Below are 16234 nucleotides of genomic sequence, written 5' to 3' on the forward strand. Positions count from 1 at the left end.
CATGCTGGTGCCCTCACTCACCCCAGACGATTTTCTCCAAGCATTCCAAGGCCTGCTGCCAAGGGGAGCAGTTTGGCCGAGAGACCCTGACGCCGTTCAAACGAAGGTATTTCGAGGGCTCAATACGGTGTACGCGCAGAATACTGCGCGCGCAAACAACTTGTTGGTCGATGCGTTTCCAGGCACCACGTTTGAGCTTCTCCCCGAGTGGGAGGCAACGCTTGGCCTGCCAGACCCCTGCGCAGGATCATCGCCGACCGTGGAAGCCCGACGAGCTCAAGTCGTTGCACGTCTCGCGGCTGTGGGTGGACAGTCGGTCGCGTACTTTACCCAACTGGCGGCCAATCTAGGCTATGCGATCAGCGTCGATCAGTTCGCTCCATTTCGCTTCGGACAATCACCTTTCGGATCGCAGCTTGGCTCCGATGATTGGTTTTTTGCATGGCGCGTCAATGCGCCGACGTATTCGATTCGATATTTCTCGTTCGGGATAAGCGGTTTTGGTGAACCGTTTTCCTCGTGGGGAAACAACGTACTTCAGTGTGAGATTCAGGCGTTCGCGCCTGCTCATACGATTCCTCTGTTCAATTACTCCTGAAGCAAATCACATGGATCGACTTATTGCGGCAAATACCGTTCCGGTCGGTAGCGGCGATCTTGCGCCTGCGACCGGTACCCCAGGGCAAGCAACGGACGGCAATCCGGCAACCAACACTCCGGCGACGCGTTTCCCTTCATATGCATTCAATGCTATTCAGGAAGAGTTGGCCACGACCATTCTCGCCGGTGGATTGACGTTGGATCGAACAAACAACGGTCAACTTGCGCAGGCGGTGAAATTCATCGCACAGAAGCAGGTGTCCGGCGTCGTTGGCCAAGCCCGAAACGCAAAGATGACGGTCTCGGCGCCATCGACCACGGCTACGTTCACGGCGGATGAGGTGATTCTCGAATCTGTGCTTGGTGGCCTGCGTTATTGCGTGGCGAACGCGTCCGATGCGTTCAACCTCGCGACTGATATGGATACCGGTAGTGCGCCGGTGTCCGGCGCCGTAGCGCTGTACAAGTTGGCCAATCCAACGACCGGCGCCGTCATCCGGCGGATTGTCAACACAACATCTGGCGTCGCGCCCGAAATCTACGCCGGGGCAGCACCGCCGGCTGGCTACACGGTTTCTTCGCTCGTAGGCGTGTGGGGTACGGACTCGCTAGGGCGATTCGTCGTCGGATCGATGCGAGACCGGCGCGTTAGTTTTCCCACCAAGGTCATTTTCAGTACTTCGACGAGCAACGGGTCTTACACGTCGTTCTCGACGGCCGGCAATATCCCGCTCAACGCGAAGACGCTTTACGGCGGCCTGATCATCGCCAACAACACGGCGAACGTGACCATTTCGCTACAAGTGGCGGCTGATGCCAACGGCACTGGCGAGCAAGGGAACGGTTCGTTTCTCGTTCAGGCGAACAACACACTCACCATCATGATGGGTCTCGACATCGTTACGGCGGGCTCGCTCTACGTCAAGACGAGTTCGAGCGCCGGCGTGCCGACGTTTCAGGTGACATCGACGGGCTACACATTCTGAGGAAGCTATGACCGCAACGACGATTTTCATTCGCGTCAACGGCGCGGGCGAGTTGACCGACTATTCGCCGTGCCCGCAAGACGAAAGCATTTGGCCCGGGTTCATTGAGACAGACACCAAGAACGAGGCATATGCCGCGTGGTACGGGTACCTCGACGCGACGCGGCAGAGCCAACTGCCCGCACCTGGGGCGTGAAGAAGTTCCTTTAGTAAAGTGAGTTCGGCAGATCTGGGGGGCACACCATTTCCCTACGCTGAAGCCTCAGAGTGATTGACTAAAAGCGAAAGCAAAAGTGCATCCAAGCCACCTAGCGTGGCTTTTTTCATTTCCAGAAGGGCGCGGGGGCGCTCAAAGGGACGAACGAATGGCAGAACCAACATCAGGTGCCGTAGCGGCCGTGCTGGCCGTGGTGGTGAAGGTGTTACCGGGGGCGGTGGGATCGCTGATCGCGCTGCGTTTCATCGGTGAAGGGCTGACACGAAAGCAGAAGGCGATGTCGTTCGCGGCCGGCGCGGCGATGTCCTACTACCTCAGCCCACTGGTTGTGGTGTATTTCGCGATCACTGATGCCGGCGCACAGCAGGCGCTTGGATTTTTGATGGGATTGTTCGGCCTGGCGCTGGCGAAAGAGGTGTTCAAGGAAATCAACAATGCCGACCTGATCGGGGCTCTCAAGCGGCGTCTTTCCGGAGGGCTGGAAAAATGATTTTGTTCTTGGTGTGGCTTTTCATCGCGGCAAACGTCGTCGTGCTCGCTGCCTGCATCTGGGTGGCGTTGAGCGATGAAATGTCGACCGGTCTTTGGGGCACAACAGGCTTTGCGCTGATCGGTCTGTCGGCGGCCATCAACTTGTTCAAGCCGATATGGGCGCGGGAGGCCATCGACGGGCCCGAGATCCTGATGTTGGTCGGAATGGCTGTTGTAGGGATCTGGATGATGGTTCGCAAAGCCTACTGGCAGAGCAAAGGAGGGCAGGATGGCACGCATTGACCCAACAACGGCAGGCGGCCAAAACGTCTGCGCTTTCCTCGACATGCTCGCGTGGTCGGAATTCACGTCACGCATTGCAGGCTCGGATGACGGGTACAACGTTTTGGTTGGCGGCGGCATATTCCCAAGCTACGCCGACCATCCGCGCAAATCAGTGTGGATCAAGCGTTTCAATGTCTGGTCGACGGCCGCGGGCCGGTACCAACTGCTATCGCGGTACTTCGACGTGTACAAGAAGCAACTGAGCTTGCCCGACTTCTCTCCGGTCAGCCAGGACAAAATCGCTATCCAGCAGATTCGCGAGCGGGGTGCATTGCCTGACATCAAGGCTGGGCAAATCGAATCGGCGATCTCAAAGTGCCGCAACATCTGGGCCAGCCTACCCGGGGCCGGATACGGGCAAGTTGAGCACGCGATTGAGCCACTGATTCAGCAATACGTGAAGGCAGGAGGTGCCCTGTGAGTTGGATCGACCCACGCCTATGGGGCGCGCTTCTTCTGGCCATCGTCGTAGGCGTGGCCGGGGGTTACTGGAAAGGCCACCATGACGCCCACCAGTCGGCCACCGTCGCCAGTCAAGCCAAGCAGATCAAAGACCTGACCGACGAACGAGACGAATACCGTCAGCGGGTGGAAACCCAATCTGGAGTAATTGACGATGCGAAAAAAGCTGCTGACAGGGCAACGGCTGATGCTGCTGCCAATGCTTCTGACGCTGCTGGGCTGCGAAGGCAACTTGCGAACTACACCGCCAGCGTCCGACATTCCACCGCTGTCTGCGCAAGCGCGCCAGCCGGCGACCCCATCGGAGTGCTTGCCGACGTGCTCAGCCGCGCTGATGAACGAGCGGGGAAACTGGCGCAATTCGCTGACGCTGCCCACATCGCAGGCCTTGCCTGCGAGCGCAGCTACGATGCGTTAAGGCCGGATCGAAACAACGGCGCTTCCAACGCAATGGCGTCTCAAAATGTCGAAACTATGAAGGCTCCCATTCCGTAGGGTTCCGAGCGGAATGTGACGGTAACTTCCTGCCCACAAATATTGAAGGTCTTAGGCTTTTCGGAATCTAATAGGACTCCATGAAGCTCAAGCTTGGGAGCCTTCATATCAACTGTCGCGTACCAGACATTATTTCGCCGATCAATCTGCCTATCATCTAGCTGGAGGAACTTGATTCGAAGGTCCCCGGCTTTCACAATTTGACCGATGGAGAGGGGCCCCGTAACGATATCTTCGAACTTGCATGACTGCGCGACGCTAAGCATTGGGTACAGGACGCTCGATGCGAATACGATAGCGACTGCGATCCGATGTGATTGGTTTTTCGTTAGTATCGAGTTCATATCTGTCCCGTGTTCTTGGGGCGACTAAGTTCGGATCGGCTTGTCACAACGCCGGAAATCTTCCGCTCTCTTGCCACTGGCTTAGCTAGCGCAAACTTGTATGCCGGGTTCCTGAGCGATGTTATCGGGAGCACTTAGCCCACCAATTGCTGAAGCCGGCGCATTTGTCACCGCCGTTGTTATCGCTACAGGAGATATCGGATGTCCCCCCCGGCTGTACGTTGGTGCCTGAGACGCCGTCGTCTCCACGACTCAAATGCATTGTTCGCTGAGCGTGAACGGTGATCGCCCGATTACAGGAGTTTCTAAACGTGAGCACGTATCTAACACCATAGCTAACTGGCTTGGAGGTGTTCTCGACGAGCGAGATACACGCGACACCCCGTTCATCGGTTGGTATGCAGGCTTTTCCTTGCGCATGCACTGAAAATGCAGCGAAGAGGAGCAGAGCCGCGCACAGCGCTTTTGTCGACGGTGAGTTCATGTTGTTTCTGCTTTCGATGAGGGGCGTTGCCATCAGCATAGAGGGACCCCGGCGAGCCGGATATCCATCAAATGAAGGAAGTTAATTCGCGAGTTGGGCGCGAGCGGCTTTGGCGTTGACCGATCGTCATCGGCCTTCGGAGTGGAATGCTCTTCCCACCACTTTTCAGAGTCGTACCCATGCACACGCTTACCCGGCAATCCAATCAATTGCCGAGATGATTCAGCGTTCGAAGACCGGTCATTCGAGCGAGTGCCAATCCTCCCAACCACTGGTTGGTCCATTGAGCATCGCGATGCACCGTCGGCGAACATTCTGCGCTTGCTTGCCCAGCGCAGCGAGGTTGTCACATAGTCCGACGGAGGAAGTCGCGCATGAAGTCAATGAACTTGCGGACTTTCGCGGGGACATGTGCCGTGTTCGGAAAGACAGCGTACGCCCCTTGGTACGGGAGTGAATAATTCGGCACAAGTCGAATCAGGAGTTCATCACGCAAATCGTTTTCCAGAAGCCAGTCGGGAAGGATTGCGGCACCGCATCCTGCGAGCACCAGTGTTAGCGCGGCATTCGCCGTATCCACTTCTAGGGCACCTTTGAAATGAGGCGTTTGCATCGTCTTGCCAGTTCGAAGCTCGGTCCACGTGAGCGCCGACGTGAATCGCGCATGCTCGATCCACTCAAGTCGTGCCAGATCGTCTGGCGTTGTGATCTCGGGCTTGCCGACAAGGTACGCGCGCGTGGCCACTGGTACCGTAGAGAACTTCTGTAGGGGCGTGGCACGCAAGGTTGAATCTCGCAGCGTGCCCAGACGGACAGCAACATCGAATCTCTGAGCGATGAGATCTGCTTGATGCTGTAGCGTTGAATATTCGATTCTCAGCTCGGGATGTATCGCGCTGAACTCGGCAATTGCGACAAGCACATAATTCAAGCCGTACTCTGCCGTCGAAGTAACCCGTAGGGTTCCCTTCAGAGTTTCCTGCCCGTCTCGGGCTTGCTGAACCGCCAGTTCGGCTTCGCCGATCAGACGAACGCAGTCACGATGAAACCGCTCACCCACTTCGGTCAAGGCGAGGCGACGTGTTGTTCTGGTAACTAATGAAACCCCGAGTTCGGCTTCGAGACGCTTCAGGTCCGCGCTGACCATCGCTTTCGTTACACCAAGAATCTGGGCCGCGCGAGTGAAAGATCCGGCATCGATGAGTGCGACAAAACTCGCAAAACGATTGAAATTGACCATGAAATGCGCTTTGTCACTGTCAAATAAGATTTGACAGTGTATCTCTTTGAGGGGCGATTTCGCTTTTATACGGTACCCCTATAATTCGACGGGTCAGCAGTTGCTATCACATCAACCCATTACCCGTCCGAGGTCCCGTATGAGTCATCGCATTGTCAATCTTGACGCAGTAGAGTTGCATCCGCTTCCGTCCGAACACGCCCCGACCGGCGACGCTGCGACCCGTTTCGCGCCACGCATCGGCATGGTGGGGCGGCAGTTGGGTGCACTCAAGCTCGGGTACAACGTCATCGCATTGGCACCAGGTATGCGGGCATTCCCTTTTCACAGTCATCGAGTGAATGAAGAAATGTTCTTGGTATTGAGTGGGCGGGGAGAAGTGCGAATCGGTGATGCATGTCATCCGATCCGTACAGGAGATGTGATTGCGTGCCCGGCCGGGAATTCCTCGACCGCGCACCAAGTTGTAAATTCAAGCAACGAGGAGCTGCGATACCTTGCGGTCAGCACGCAACAATCGCCGGAGATTTGCGAATATCCGGATTCAGGCAAATACTCGGCAATGGCTGATGGTCCTGACGGATTTCGTGCACTTGGCTTGAACTCGACAAACACGGGCTACTGGGACGGAGAGTGATTTCGGTAGAAACCTGACCGTAGGCGCGTGAAGATTGTTAGCAATTGGCATGGATTTGAGACTGATTGCTTTCTGGCTGGAAAGCGACATTGAGGCGCGCGACGCACGCGTAAGTCTTCTCAATAAATTCTCGCGTCACGAATGCGGCTATTAGCTATCATTCTTGCGGCGGCGCGCTCTGCGCTACCGCTCACTCGGTATGCGTAAAGTGGCTTGAGTGCTCACACACGAGCGCTTATCGCTTGCCCTTCGGCTTTCCCACCAATCGCCGGCGGCCCCCGTTGTCTGTGATTCCGTCATCGTGCAGCCTTTCGGGGATTATCGACTTTGGCGCGCTGCCGTACCGACAGCCCCCTTCCTTGGCGTCAACCTTGCGTCATCGGCACCTGCACTTCGTTGGCGCTGACTCTTGGAGAGTGGCATGAACAAGTCGAGTAAGTGGCCTGATAAGGCTGATGAGATTGACGCGCGCCCACAAATACATCGAACGAAACGGCCCGAAAAGCGAACAACGGATGACGCTGACGAAAAGGACGTGAGCGAATCTGGAAATACTGAGGAGCGTGGCCAAGGAGGAAAAGAGCCCACGCCGCGCGGCCACAAGCATCTCAAGCAACGCGGCGACGTACTTTGACAAAGAACAACAGCGGTTGCAGGCGTCCCTCAGGGAGGATGTCATGACTTACAGCACGTTGTTGATTTTTTCGCTTGGACTGATCATGTTGTGGTCGCTGGCACTTTAGTAGCCGGGCGCGCACTTCCGACGTTGAGGGGAGATATCGGTACCCATATCCCTGCCTCGCCAGTCGAAAGGATGACGAACACAGGCGAAAAAAAGCCGCTCAGGGAGCGGCTATCAAATAGGGTTGTCCGATGAAATCGAACGGCAGCAAGCATATCACGTCTTCTCGCCAGCAATGCGGGTGTCTAGCGAGGAGGAACGCCGGGAATTCGTGGTGACTCACCTTTGGCATCGCGGTGCTGCCCGAGTAACGCCTTGAGGCATTCGAGTGCGATCAGGGTGCTCCCAACTTCCTCCCGCCACGCTTGGTGGATCACCACGTAAAGCGTCTCCACTTCCCGCAGTACCTTGTCTTTTCGCTGAGCTTCGCGCCGGCGGAACGCGACCTCTTCGAGCGCCCGTCGGACGTCTGGATCCTTGTTGGTGAGCCACAAGCTGCGCAGCTGATCGATGGTCAGCTCTGACGGACGGGGATTGAGAGGTATAACGGGCTCAGCTACGCTGCCGCATGCTCGTCGATCGCCGGAATTCGGCCGTGCTGAAACAGCACCTTGGGCGAATCCATTGTGCCGGTCTCAGGATCCATCTGCACTTCGTACGCGGCAACGCCGGCGTGACGCTCGCGCATCGAGTGGGCCACGCGCACGGCCCCGAAGCTCGTGCTTGCAGGTCGCACCTCGATGGGCAGCGGATCGCCGCCAGCACCCTTACGGAACGGAACGACAATGAATCTGATTGTGTATGGGGTTCGCATCGTGGCCTACCTCGAGTGGCTTCGGGGATGGTAAGCTGTCACGGGTACTGTACAAAAACACAGTATTTGAGTGTGTCCATGCTTTTGCTTCTTGCGCTTATGTGGGTTGATGGTTGCCCACAGTTGCATATTTAAGTAACCTTCAGTTGATAGATGGGTTTTCATTTACAGAATTGACAAATTTCCGCGAGTAGACCTCCGTGACCACTGTTTTTAAGCACCCGCCGTTGGTAGAACTGATTGCCGAGGTGCGGTTCGGGCCTCCGCTGATGGGGCTGGGATCCGGCGGCGGACAGGCGATCGTGCAGGGGGCTGACGGACAGCCAATGCAATTCGCTTTTGTCGCGTCGTACGAATCGTTTTTCATGCGCTTCGCAGTAGAGGCCCATCGGCTTGGATTCACCATTCAAGAGCGTGTCCTTCCACCGAACGCGGTCGTTGTGCCCTACCAGACTGTCTGGCGTTGGAAAAAACCCGAGATCGAGAACTTGTATCTTCAGCTTGGTATGGGGGTCTTTACCGTAAATGGCGCACCCCCTACCTATGAATCTTGGGACACCTTCCTGCCGACGGTCGAAGAAGGGGTTAAAGGACTGATCGCATCCTTCGAGAGTTTCCCCGGAGAGGCACCGAAGTGCTTTTCACAAACTCACCTTCGGTACATTGACCTTTTTAATAGTGAGCGCGTGAAGGACATGGCGCCGCTCGATTTCTTGGGCAATGTCATGGGATTGCGCATACAACTTCCCGAAGTTGTTGACAAATTGGTGGGGCATGGGGCGGTGAAGCCTCACCTCAATTTTCAGATTCCCACCGAAGATGGGCACATTCTGCTCACATTTGGTGACGGGGTCGTGGGTGGCCGACGTGGGCATATTTTTGATAGCACCGTCACGCGAAATGGTGAGATTCCGTTAACACATGAAGCGGTTGTGAAATGTTTCGGCGAATCCCACAAGGTCACAAACGATCTCTTCATGTCGATGACCAAACCGCTACACGACGAGATGGAGGTTGTTCATGACTAGATATCCTTGGTCGATGAGTAACGATATCTTTGCGAGTGCTGTAAATTCTATACTCTCGACATCGGATCCTGGAGGGAGGTCAGGCGCAGAGGGGGCATCTTGGTATTCGCCGCTACCAGCAAATGCGAATTCTCCTTCGCCCGCCATCATTTACCATGCGCAGGCGAATCGGGATCTTCAACTGCTGGAAGCATATCGTGGGCTAAAACAAGATTGGGATGGCTACGATGCTGACCCGATTAGCTCAAGGGCGTGCGAAGCAGCGAGAACATTTTTGACGTCCCTCCCGCATAGCTTTGAGTCTCCCGATCTTTGCCCCAATCCGTCAGGCACCATTTCAATGGAATGGCAGTCTAGTGAAGGTGAGGCACAACTTGAAATTGGGCGTAGCAAGTACAGCTTCTACATGAGACGACGAGGGCTTCCCACCGTGTACCATAACGGTGCGTCGGAAGGCGCTGCGGGTGTTTATGGCCTACTTCGTGCGCTTTATGAGCCCAGCGGAGCAAAAGCTATTACTACGATCGAACTCTAATAATTAATCGCATGGTCGAGAATGTCGATGAGAACATTCCGGATAACGAGTCAGTGATCCGAGGGATTTGCACTCCGTACCATTTAGATAGGCACGGGAAAAAACTCAAGAAGGGCGCTTTCAGGCAGAAAAATCCGACGGAGGGCGTTTCTGTTTACCGGCGTGCGATATTGACCGAAAGCGAATGCAAGGGTAGAGCCAAAAAACTGAGCAGCGATAACAAGCAATATGTTGGTCTTGCGCATGTTTTCGCCGGGGATATTCGCAACTCGCAGTGCGCCGTGGACGACTCGCGCGAGCAGTTCTATGGCCATGCCGATGTCGTGGTGTTGACTAAGGGACAGTTCGTGTATTCACCAGGTGAGCCTCTGCCGCCTGAAATCGTTGAAGTAGTTGATCGGCGCATTGGTGAATTGCTTAAGCAAGTGTCGTATCACTCAGATAGCGACGTCAATGCGGAGCATTGGCCGGGTCCGGAACTGCCGGCGCATCGATAACCATAGCATTTGGCTGACCTCACGCGACCAATGTAAGGGGGCCGGGGGCCGGAAAGAACTATACACGGCTGTCGTTCACGATGCTGACGTCCAACGCGGATAATCACCCGCTGATGAAGCGCTTCCACAAGCCTGGGAGTGAGAAGCGTTCGGTGGTGATCATTAAGCCGGACGATTACGACGACTGGCTGGGTGCTTGATCGATGGACGAGGCGAGGTCGTTCGTAACGTTGCCCGACGCCGCTTCCATGCGCGCGGAGCCGCAACCGAAGTCAGCTTCCTGACCCGCGTGACGTCATCGAATGTTAGGCAATCACCTAATATTACGCTCTACGAATCAACAGATTGACGCAAACGAAAAAACGCACAGCCAATGACTGTGCGGGTTCAATTCTGGTCGGGGCGAGAGGATCTGAACCTCCGACCACCTGCACCCCATATAGGTACAGTACTTCGGAGGCTGGCGCGCCGGATCTCTGCTCGGTCCATCGATTACTTTCAACCCGAAAAGGACTGGCCCTCCGATAAGACTGGCCTCGCTGCGGCCCCCAGCGTGCCCGGCGAGACGATCATTTGTCAAGAACTGAGCCGGGGGCGTTTCGGAGGCGCTCTGAAACATCAAATTCCTGGAGAAGTTTCTTGATTTCCCGCTCTCGCGCACGCGGATTTAACACGGTTTGGATATGGCTAACAAACTCGCGCTGAGCGGTAACAATTCGAGCCTTGGCGTCGCTTCCAACTTCCGCATCCCGCAAAACTTCATACGCATCTACGGCGCAATCAAGAACTGGTTGCCGAATACCTCGATACGCGGATTCTTTGTGCGTCCCGTAGTCATCACTCCACTGGTTTGGAAAAAACCAGCGCCCAGTATCTATCAATGCACTAAGACGCACGAGGACAGCGTTTTTCTTATCATCGAATGTTTGGGGCTGTTCTAAAAGGTGAGTTGCATCAGCAATTGTGGAACAAACTTGATCAGCCCATTCTCGCACCGCATTGAAATGCTGATCGGTCCAAGATCGCTGGCTTAACTGAAAGTTCTTTTCATGAAGCTCTGCGCTCTTTTTGGCGTAATGAGCCGCCTCAGCCTGGTATTTATCCGCGGCTTTTGCGGCGACTCTTGCTGAGTATGCGGAAAGAGCCGCAATGAGAGTCGCAGCCCACGTTGCGGCATCTCCTATACTAATTTCCATGCTATTAGTCTCGTACTAAGGGAAGTTTTGTCGAAAGACGGAGAGGCGTGTCTGTGTGGAGATAGCCGTCATAGCCAAGAGGTTTGTTCGTTACGAGAGAAGTTGCTCTTGACTAGTCACGATCTGTTTGATCGACTAAGGTAGGGGGGATGGCCGTCCGTTGGGTGGTGCTTTCTTCGCTACTTCGAAAGCTTTTTTCTCAGAAAGTCGGTCATCTTCGCCTTGGCTCGAGCAACGAATTGGTCTTCTGTTTCCTCGGGCAACGGGATGCCAATCGATTGGCTTAGTTCGTCTGTGAATGCATCACTTTGCACGATCTCGTTTACGGCCTGAGCAAAGTTTTGCTCCGCTTCATTCCCAATGAAAATTGAAGTGGCATCGTTGATTCTCGCGACGGCGGTGGTCATGTTGCTTTTTAGTGCGAGTGCCGTACCCTGAAAGGCAGCCGTTCCTTGTTGAGAGTTCAAGAACTCCTTGAAACTCTTATTCTTGCTGTCTTCGGCGGTAGAGTTTTCAATGGTAGGTTGATTTGATTTGGCGTTAAGCATTGGATTTTTCTACCTTATTTGCCTGGAAGAAAGCGCGGAACGTTGCCTCGAAGCTATCTACCACTGCCTTGATAATTGCTTCTTGGGCAGACTCTGGAAGATTATTCCAAAGCCGCTTCACCATGCTAAAAAGTCTCACTAAAAACTCAAGCATTTTTTATATCTCCGTGTGTTTTGCAGACGCATTCTAGCTGCTTTGCCATAGAGAGGGCTACGTGTCATCGAGCGGGGACATGCCCGGGATGTGTCTAGTTTCAGCTATACGCCACCGTCGGGCTCAAGTCACATTCTGGTCAAGAGTCGTCATTGGCCGTTCCCTTGCCACAACTCGCCTGAATTCCCGGATTGTGCCAATGTATCAGCCGAAACCGCGACGTATAAGCATTGACAGGGGCGAGTCTCGTCTTCCCGACCAAAGGAGATAGCTCGCTTGAGCGGACTGTTGGCGCTTTCCTAATTTCCTAGGCTTCTTTCGACATTTCTGGCGTCGAGTCCGTGTACGTGCGTATCCAATTTCGGTGCTGGTAGAAGCAATGCCTACCTCTTTGACTGTGGGATATCGTACGTCAGATCACCACGTCCATCGCAGACCAAGCGTGGCAGACACCGACTGCTGTCGCGTTGCGTCAAGCTGGGTCAAGTAGGCGAGCGTGGCATACACGCTCGCTGCTTTGTTGAAGCGGCCGGCGACGCCGATGCCGAACTGGGCGGCTGTGCTGTTGGAGTTGCTCACCACCGGTGTGTTGCCTCCAAACAGAACGCGACCATCGTTACCGAAGCTGTGGATGAGATTGAAGAGCAGGTAAGGGCGGAGCAGCCCGCGCGCGCCGTCGTAGTTAGCTTCCAGTCTCGCGCCAATACGCGCCATCAGGCTGTTGACGTTGTTGAACGCTACGGTGGAAATTCCATCGTTGAAATCGTCAATGCTCTGTCTTTGCCAGATGATCTGCGCCTGTGGCTCGAGCGCTAACGTCTCCGATAGGTGAATCGGCCACCCCGTCTCCAGCGACGCGGCCAAGCCCTTGCCGTTGACGTTCCGGTTGAGGCCGCTCAATGGCTTTGCCTGATATTGCATCGACGATGCCAAGAAGATAGCGTCCGTGTAAGCACCACCGGGCATGACGTGAGTCCAGTAGAGACCAGCGCTGTACATGTCCAGCCCGAGAGATCCGGCGTGCGTATCAGGCATACCGAGTGCGAGACCCTGAACATCACCCGAAGCACGTGTCCACCCGCCGAGAATCCCCACATGGTCGCCGTGGCCCGAATCGCTGCGACTCGCAAAGACGTCGTGCCCGATCTGAATGCCGCCAATGTTGCCGTCAAACTGAGGGGTGACATCGCCTTTCGTACGCAATTGCTCAGTCTGCCCCCACACGCGAGCCCAGCCATCGGTCAGCCAGCCACGCTCATCAAGCAATCCCTGCTGGCCCTGCCGTTCGTGGAATGTGGCCAATTGGGCGAAGCCTGCGGTTCTGCCTAGCTCCGGCATCATCGAGTAGACGGGCACCTCGATCCGATAGATGGGGAGCGGGTCGTCGCCGGGCTGGAGCGTCGCGGTTGGCGGTGTTCCGATACCTGGCGTGGGCGTCAGGATTTCGACTTCCGGCTCTCCGGTGACCGGATCTGTGACGGTCACCTCAACGGGGGCAGCAACCGTCGAGCGGAGATACCAACTGTTCGTGCTGTCGGCCGTCGTGCCACCCTTATACAAGTAATAGGTGTAGGCGCCGGCACTCACCGAGGAGCCGAGCGCGAAGGCTGACGCAGTCGATGTCGCGCCGCTGACGGCCTGCACCACCGGAATTCCGTTGCCCGTGGTCAGGTTGCCGAGCCCGCTAAGATTATTGACGGCAACCGATGTGTTGCCGTTGATCGTGCCGCCGCTCACAGTGAGAGGGGCGACACGCGAACTGTCGTTGCCAAGTACAGAGTCAACTTTCAGGGTGCCGTTCTGCCCGGTGTAGTTGCCGACAATAGTCACCGTGCCATTGCCACTGCCGTCCCCTGGGTGAACGGTGCCCTGGTTTGTGACGTTGCCCGTGAGCGTCCCAGTGCCAATAAGGGTTGCGCCAGAGGCCACCGTCGTCGTCGCGCCGCCGAGCGTGCCGGTGAGGTTGAACGTGCCGGTCTGCAACTGGGCGTTGTTGAAGTTGCCGCTGCCACTCCATGTCCAGTTGTCGCCTTGAGCGAGCAGGGTGCCGAAGTTCACGAACGCGTTGCTAGCGGTGCCGGTGCCCTGAAGAATCAATGTACTGACTGCGCTCGACCCACCGTCCGCAGTGCCAATGATCTGAGAGCCCGTCTGTAAGGTGAGGGTGTTGGACCGAGCCGCCGGGTTCATCGCAATTGCCGTTCCGGCGTTGCTTTGAATCAGCCCGGCATTGGTGATAGAGATCGTTCCGTTGACGGTGCGCACGCCAAATCCCTGTTGGCTGATGATCTGTCCGCCAGCTTGGTTAACGATCGTTCCGGTGAATCCCCCCCCTGTATTTGACACTACGGCATCGCTGTTAATGCCTCGGGCTTCGACGTAACCGCTGTTTGTGAAGGTGATGTTGTTGCCCTGCATGTACACCGTAAACGATCGGCCCGATGCGGTGCCTCCGGTCGTAAGCAGCGTCCCGGTATTGGTGATGGTGCTCTGTCCCCCAGTGGCGCTAATCGCGCGGCTGCTAGACCCAGTGGCCGTAATCGTTCCGGTGTTTACAAACGTCGTGAACTGTCCGAGAGCCGTCGCTAGGCCCCACGAAGCGGTCATGCCATACGAGTTGGGGCCCGATAGCGAAATCGTCCCGTTATTCGTGATCGAACCGTTGTTTCCATTCAAGGCCATGCCGTCGTTGTTTGCACCGCTTGTGGTGATGGTCCCCGAAGAGGTATTGATCAGTGCGTTGCGGTCGTTCTGGCCAAGGAGCGCCGCGCCGCGGCCGGTTGATGACGAACCGGAGAGGCTGACCGTACCCGAATTGGAAATCGTGCTGGAGGTGTCGACGGAGATGATCGCTAAGCCGGGTGTGCCGCGAACGAGAGAGACTGTGCTCCCGGGGGTGACGTTGACAGTAACGTTGGTGCCGCCGCTTTGCGCAAGGACCGCGCCGCCAGATCCTGTGCAGGTGACGGTGGTGTTGCTTGCCGGATTCAGGTTGTCACAAGCAGCTTGCGCGTGGCTAACGGCACACAGGGAGAGGGCGACAAAGATTGGCTTTAGGGGAACAGGGCAAGTCCGGCTCACATGCGTTGCGGCATTCATTGGAGCGCTCCCAAGACGGTGTTCCCGGATATAGAAGAAATCCCGTGGATAGACCTTAAGCGGTTAGCGCTTCAATATCAAATGCTGTTGTGCCGGCGAAACGAATGTCTCGAAGATCTAGCAATCGGGTCAGATCCGCCGAGATTCTGTCGCCGGGGCCCCGCAACGAGAGTGTGCTCAAAATCTGCGGAACCTCGCCCGAAGATCACCGCATGAGGGGAGGTGGGGAACACCGAAAATGGAGCCCGATTTTTGTCAACGACCGCCCGGAAAGCCTTGTCGCACCGTTGCCGTCGTGGTTGCTGGAATTGACAAATCGGGATGCTCAACTATATGAAAATAAAGGAAAAATTAGGGTTTGGTGATTGGATTGTGATTCCAGTCGTCGTGGGTTCGAGTCCCATCGGTCACCCCAAAATCCCCTTGTAGTTCATCGTTTTAGATCCCTGCTATTACCCCCATCCGGGGAATCCATCCGATAGTTTTGTCGTTGTCGTCGCATTCGAATATTTGTTTCGAAGCGCGAAATACTTCGCAGAACTCGACGTCGTACTTGATCCAGATCTAATTCCCTGCTCGCACACCGCTCTCGACGACCGCGACGCGACGCATAATGAATTCGTCATGTTTTCATGACCCTGTCTTCCCGGGATAGTCATGGTGCCCCGTGCGTTCCGGTTTTCTCAGCCCGCCTCTCTCAGGCGGGTTTTTTTATGCTGCCAGTTTTGATAGGGAAAAAATACGAACGCAATCCGAAAGTGATAGCATTTTTTGTCAGAATTTGACGATTGAGCAGTATCCGCGAATGGGAGAAGTGCGATGGGCGCGACGTTGCACGGCGGCATTGGACTTGTCGATGATGACCGGTCGGTGCGCTTTTACCTCAATGTGGACGGCAGGGTCTGGACCTGCCTGATCGAGCGCGCCGCACTGAATCAGCTCGCGGGTAGTGACGCGGCCGGGGAGGCGCTCTTCGATCAATTCGTCGAGCACGAAGATGCCATCGTCGCGCTGGCCGTTGCCGAAATTTCCGGCGGCGCTCAATCCGAACCCGTCATCCTGCGCGCCACTGGCTGATCGGCACGCATCCCGCCACGACGTCACACGACGTCATTCGACGTCAAGCACCGGAGTCCGTCATGAGCTATGCCTCCCACGAGCAGATGTACGAATATCGCGCCGGCTATGCCATTCGCGTCAAGGCGTTTCAGAACGAGTACGCCGGTCCTTGGGACTATCTGGTGCAAGTCTCACGGCACGGGAAGCCGGAGGGGCCGGAAGTGCGCTCGCCCGATGGCCATCGGGACAATCGTGTCGACGCTGAAATGGCCGGTCGCAAAGCCGGGGAGCGCATCGTCGACGAGTTGCTCGGCGACGGTGACGACTGAGCCGAAATTGCC

General features: G+C 55.9%; 18 protein-coding genes. 12 read left to right on the top strand and 6 right to left on the bottom strand.

All coding sequences use genetic code 11. The features are described from left to right. Nucleotide 1: 1 nt before the first annotated feature. The 6 genes from CDV46_RS15270 to CDV46_RS15300 all read left to right on the top strand — a co-directional run bounded on the left by CDV46_RS15270 (nucleotide 2) and on the right by CDV46_RS15300 (nucleotide 3576). Nucleotides 2-598 (top strand): YmfQ family protein, encoded by a 597-nt coding sequence (locus CDV46_RS15270; RefSeq protein WP_087688031.1) that lies wholly within the window; start codon nucleotides 2-4, stop codon nucleotides 596-598. Beyond that, nucleotides 504-1586 carry a hypothetical protein gene (locus CDV46_RS15275; RefSeq protein ID WP_140413382.1) on the top strand — a complete coding sequence of 361 codons (1083 nt, stop codon included), beginning with the start codon at nucleotides 504-506 and terminating at the stop codon, nucleotides 1584-1586. Before CDV46_RS15270 ends, CDV46_RS15275 begins: the two co-directional genes overlap by 95 nt. Before the next feature lie 365 nt (nucleotides 1587-1951). Then, nucleotides 1952-2293: a holin gene (locus tag CDV46_RS15285; protein WP_087686819.1), complete on the top strand. Its 342-nt coding sequence runs from the start codon at nucleotides 1952-1954 to the stop codon at nucleotides 2291-2293. Continuing rightward, entirely contained in the window at nucleotides 2290-2577 is a 288-nt protein-coding gene (locus CDV46_RS15290; RefSeq protein ID WP_176399091.1) for a holin, read from the top strand. The genes CDV46_RS15285 and CDV46_RS15290 overlap by 4 nt, the downstream gene beginning before the upstream one ends. Continuing rightward, nucleotides 2564-3040 (top strand): glycoside hydrolase family 24 protein, encoded by a 477-nt coding sequence (locus tag CDV46_RS15295; RefSeq protein WP_087686821.1) that lies wholly within the window; start codon nucleotides 2564-2566, stop codon nucleotides 3038-3040. Before CDV46_RS15290 ends, CDV46_RS15295 begins: the two co-directional genes overlap by 14 nt. Next, complete coding sequence (locus CDV46_RS15300; protein WP_087686822.1) at nucleotides 3037-3576, top strand: DUF2514 family protein; 540 nt, start codon at nucleotides 3037-3039, stop codon at nucleotides 3574-3576. The genes CDV46_RS15295 and CDV46_RS15300 overlap by 4 nt, the downstream gene beginning before the upstream one ends. Nucleotides 3577-4750: 1174 nt before the next feature. On the opposite strand, the gene CDV46_RS15305 is transcribed toward CDV46_RS15300, so the two are convergent. Then, nucleotides 4751-5644, bottom strand: coding sequence for a LysR family transcriptional regulator (locus tag CDV46_RS15305; protein WP_087723430.1), 894 nt, complete (start codon nucleotides 5642-5644; stop codon nucleotides 4751-4753). A 139-nt stretch (nucleotides 5645-5783) separates the two neighbouring features. On the opposite strand from CDV46_RS15305, the gene CDV46_RS15310 reads away from it, so the two are divergent. Together CDV46_RS15310 and CDV46_RS26855 are read left to right on the top strand one after the other, a co-directional pair. Further along, nucleotides 5784-6281, top strand: coding sequence for a cupin domain-containing protein (locus CDV46_RS15310; protein WP_087686824.1), 498 nt, complete (start codon nucleotides 5784-5786; stop codon nucleotides 6279-6281). A gap of 421 nt (nucleotides 6282-6702) precedes the next feature. Then, nucleotides 6703-6915, top strand: a complete 213-nt coding sequence (locus CDV46_RS26855; RefSeq protein WP_140413383.1) for a hypothetical protein — start codon at nucleotides 6703-6705, stop codon at nucleotides 6913-6915. Between the two features lie 604 nt (nucleotides 6916-7519). Here the strand turns inward: CDV46_RS26855 and CDV46_RS15320 are convergent. Next, entirely contained in the window at nucleotides 7520-7777 is a 258-nt protein-coding gene (locus CDV46_RS15320; protein WP_087723431.1) for a hypothetical protein, read from the bottom strand. A 200-nt stretch (nucleotides 7778-7977) separates the two neighbouring features. On the opposite strand from CDV46_RS15320, the gene CDV46_RS15325 reads away from it, so the two are divergent. After that, on the top strand, nucleotides 7978-8805 hold the full coding sequence (locus CDV46_RS15325; RefSeq protein ID WP_087723433.1) for a TIGR04255 family protein: 828 nt from the start codon (nucleotides 7978-7980) through the stop codon (nucleotides 8803-8805). A 546-nt stretch (nucleotides 8806-9351) separates the two neighbouring features. Then, entirely contained in the window at nucleotides 9352-9837 is a 486-nt protein-coding gene (locus tag CDV46_RS15330) for a hypothetical protein (protein ID WP_087723435.1), read from the top strand. A gap of 569 nt (nucleotides 9838-10406) precedes the next feature. Here the strand turns inward: CDV46_RS15330 and CDV46_RS26860 are convergent. From CDV46_RS26860 to CDV46_RS15345, 4 genes are all read right to left on the bottom strand, one after another. Continuing rightward, nucleotides 10407-11033, bottom strand: a complete 627-nt coding sequence (locus tag CDV46_RS26860) for a hypothetical protein (RefSeq protein ID WP_140413384.1) — start codon at nucleotides 11031-11033, stop codon at nucleotides 10407-10409. A gap of 179 nt (nucleotides 11034-11212) precedes the next feature. Continuing rightward, nucleotides 11213-11581, bottom strand: coding sequence for a hypothetical protein (locus CDV46_RS15340; protein ID WP_087723439.1), 369 nt, complete (start codon nucleotides 11579-11581; stop codon nucleotides 11213-11215). Beyond that, complete coding sequence (locus CDV46_RS27160; RefSeq protein WP_176399092.1) at nucleotides 11574-11735, bottom strand: hypothetical protein; 162 nt, start codon at nucleotides 11733-11735, stop codon at nucleotides 11574-11576. Before CDV46_RS27160 ends, CDV46_RS15340 begins: the two co-directional genes overlap by 8 nt. Before the next feature lie 417 nt (nucleotides 11736-12152). Beyond that, complete coding sequence (locus CDV46_RS15345; RefSeq protein ID WP_087723440.1) at nucleotides 12153-14834, bottom strand: autotransporter family protein; 2682 nt, start codon at nucleotides 14832-14834, stop codon at nucleotides 12153-12155. Between the two features lie 819 nt (nucleotides 14835-15653). Here CDV46_RS15345 and CDV46_RS15350 point away from each other — a divergent pair. Both CDV46_RS15350 and CDV46_RS15355 read left to right on the top strand, forming a co-directional pair. After that, nucleotides 15654-15911, top strand: coding sequence for a DUF1488 family protein (locus tag CDV46_RS15350; RefSeq protein ID WP_087689139.1), 258 nt, complete (start codon nucleotides 15654-15656; stop codon nucleotides 15909-15911). 62 nt (nucleotides 15912-15973) lie between these two features. Further along, on the top strand, nucleotides 15974-16222 hold the full coding sequence (locus CDV46_RS15355) for a hypothetical protein (RefSeq protein ID WP_058379215.1): 249 nt from the start codon (nucleotides 15974-15976) through the stop codon (nucleotides 16220-16222). Nucleotides 16223-16234: the final 12 nt, after the last annotated feature.

The sequence above is a fragment of the Pandoraea sp. PE-S2T-3 genome (genome assembly GCF_002179965.1).
GTDB lineage: Bacteria > Pseudomonadota > Gammaproteobacteria > Burkholderiales > Burkholderiaceae > Pandoraea.

Bases quoted from the DNA above. Each gene is read 5' to 3' on its own strand.
- CDV46_RS15270 (WP_087688031.1), top strand. From the start codon at position 2: ATGCTGGTGCCCTCACTCACCCCAGACGATTTTCTCCAAGCATTCCAA.
- CDV46_RS15285 (WP_087686819.1), top strand. From the start codon at position 1,952: ATGGCAGAACCAACATCAGGTGCCGTAGCGGCCGTGCTGGCCGTGGTG.
- CDV46_RS15290 (WP_176399091.1), top strand. From the start codon at position 2,290: ATGATTTTGTTCTTGGTGTGGCTTTTCATCGCGGCAAACGTCGTCGTG.
- CDV46_RS15295 (WP_087686821.1), top strand. From the start codon at position 2,564: ATGGCACGCATTGACCCAACAACGGCAGGCGGCCAAAACGTCTGCGCT.
- CDV46_RS15305 (WP_087723430.1), bottom strand. From the start codon at position 5,644: ATGGTCAATTTCAATCGTTTTGCGAGTTTTGTCGCACTCATCGATGCC.
- CDV46_RS15310 (WP_087686824.1), top strand. From the start codon at position 5,784: ATGAGTCATCGCATTGTCAATCTTGACGCAGTAGAGTTGCATCCGCTT.
- CDV46_RS26855 (WP_140413383.1), top strand. From the start codon at position 6,703: ATGAACAAGTCGAGTAAGTGGCCTGATAAGGCTGATGAGATTGACGCG.
- CDV46_RS15320 (WP_087723431.1), bottom strand. From the start codon at position 7,777: ATGCGAACCCCATACACAATCAGATTCATTGTCGTTCCGTTCCGTAAG.
- CDV46_RS15330 (WP_087723435.1), top strand. From the start codon at position 9,352: ATGGTCGAGAATGTCGATGAGAACATTCCGGATAACGAGTCAGTGATC.
- CDV46_RS26860 (WP_140413384.1), bottom strand. From the start codon at position 11,033: ATGGAAATTAGTATAGGAGATGCCGCAACGTGGGCTGCGACTCTCATT.
- CDV46_RS15340 (WP_087723439.1), bottom strand. From the start codon at position 11,581: ATGCTTAACGCCAAATCAAATCAACCTACCATTGAAAACTCTACCGCC.
- CDV46_RS27160 (WP_176399092.1), bottom strand. From the start codon at position 11,735: ATGCTTGAGTTTTTAGTGAGACTTTTTAGCATGGTGAAGCGGCTTTGG.
- CDV46_RS15345 (WP_087723440.1), bottom strand. From the start codon at position 14,834: ATGAATGCCGCAACGCATGTGAGCCGGACTTGCCCTGTTCCCCTAAAG.
- CDV46_RS15350 (WP_087689139.1), top strand. From the start codon at position 15,654: ATGGGCGCGACGTTGCACGGCGGCATTGGACTTGTCGATGATGACCGG.
- CDV46_RS15355 (WP_058379215.1), top strand. From the start codon at position 15,974: ATGAGCTATGCCTCCCACGAGCAGATGTACGAATATCGCGCCGGCTAT.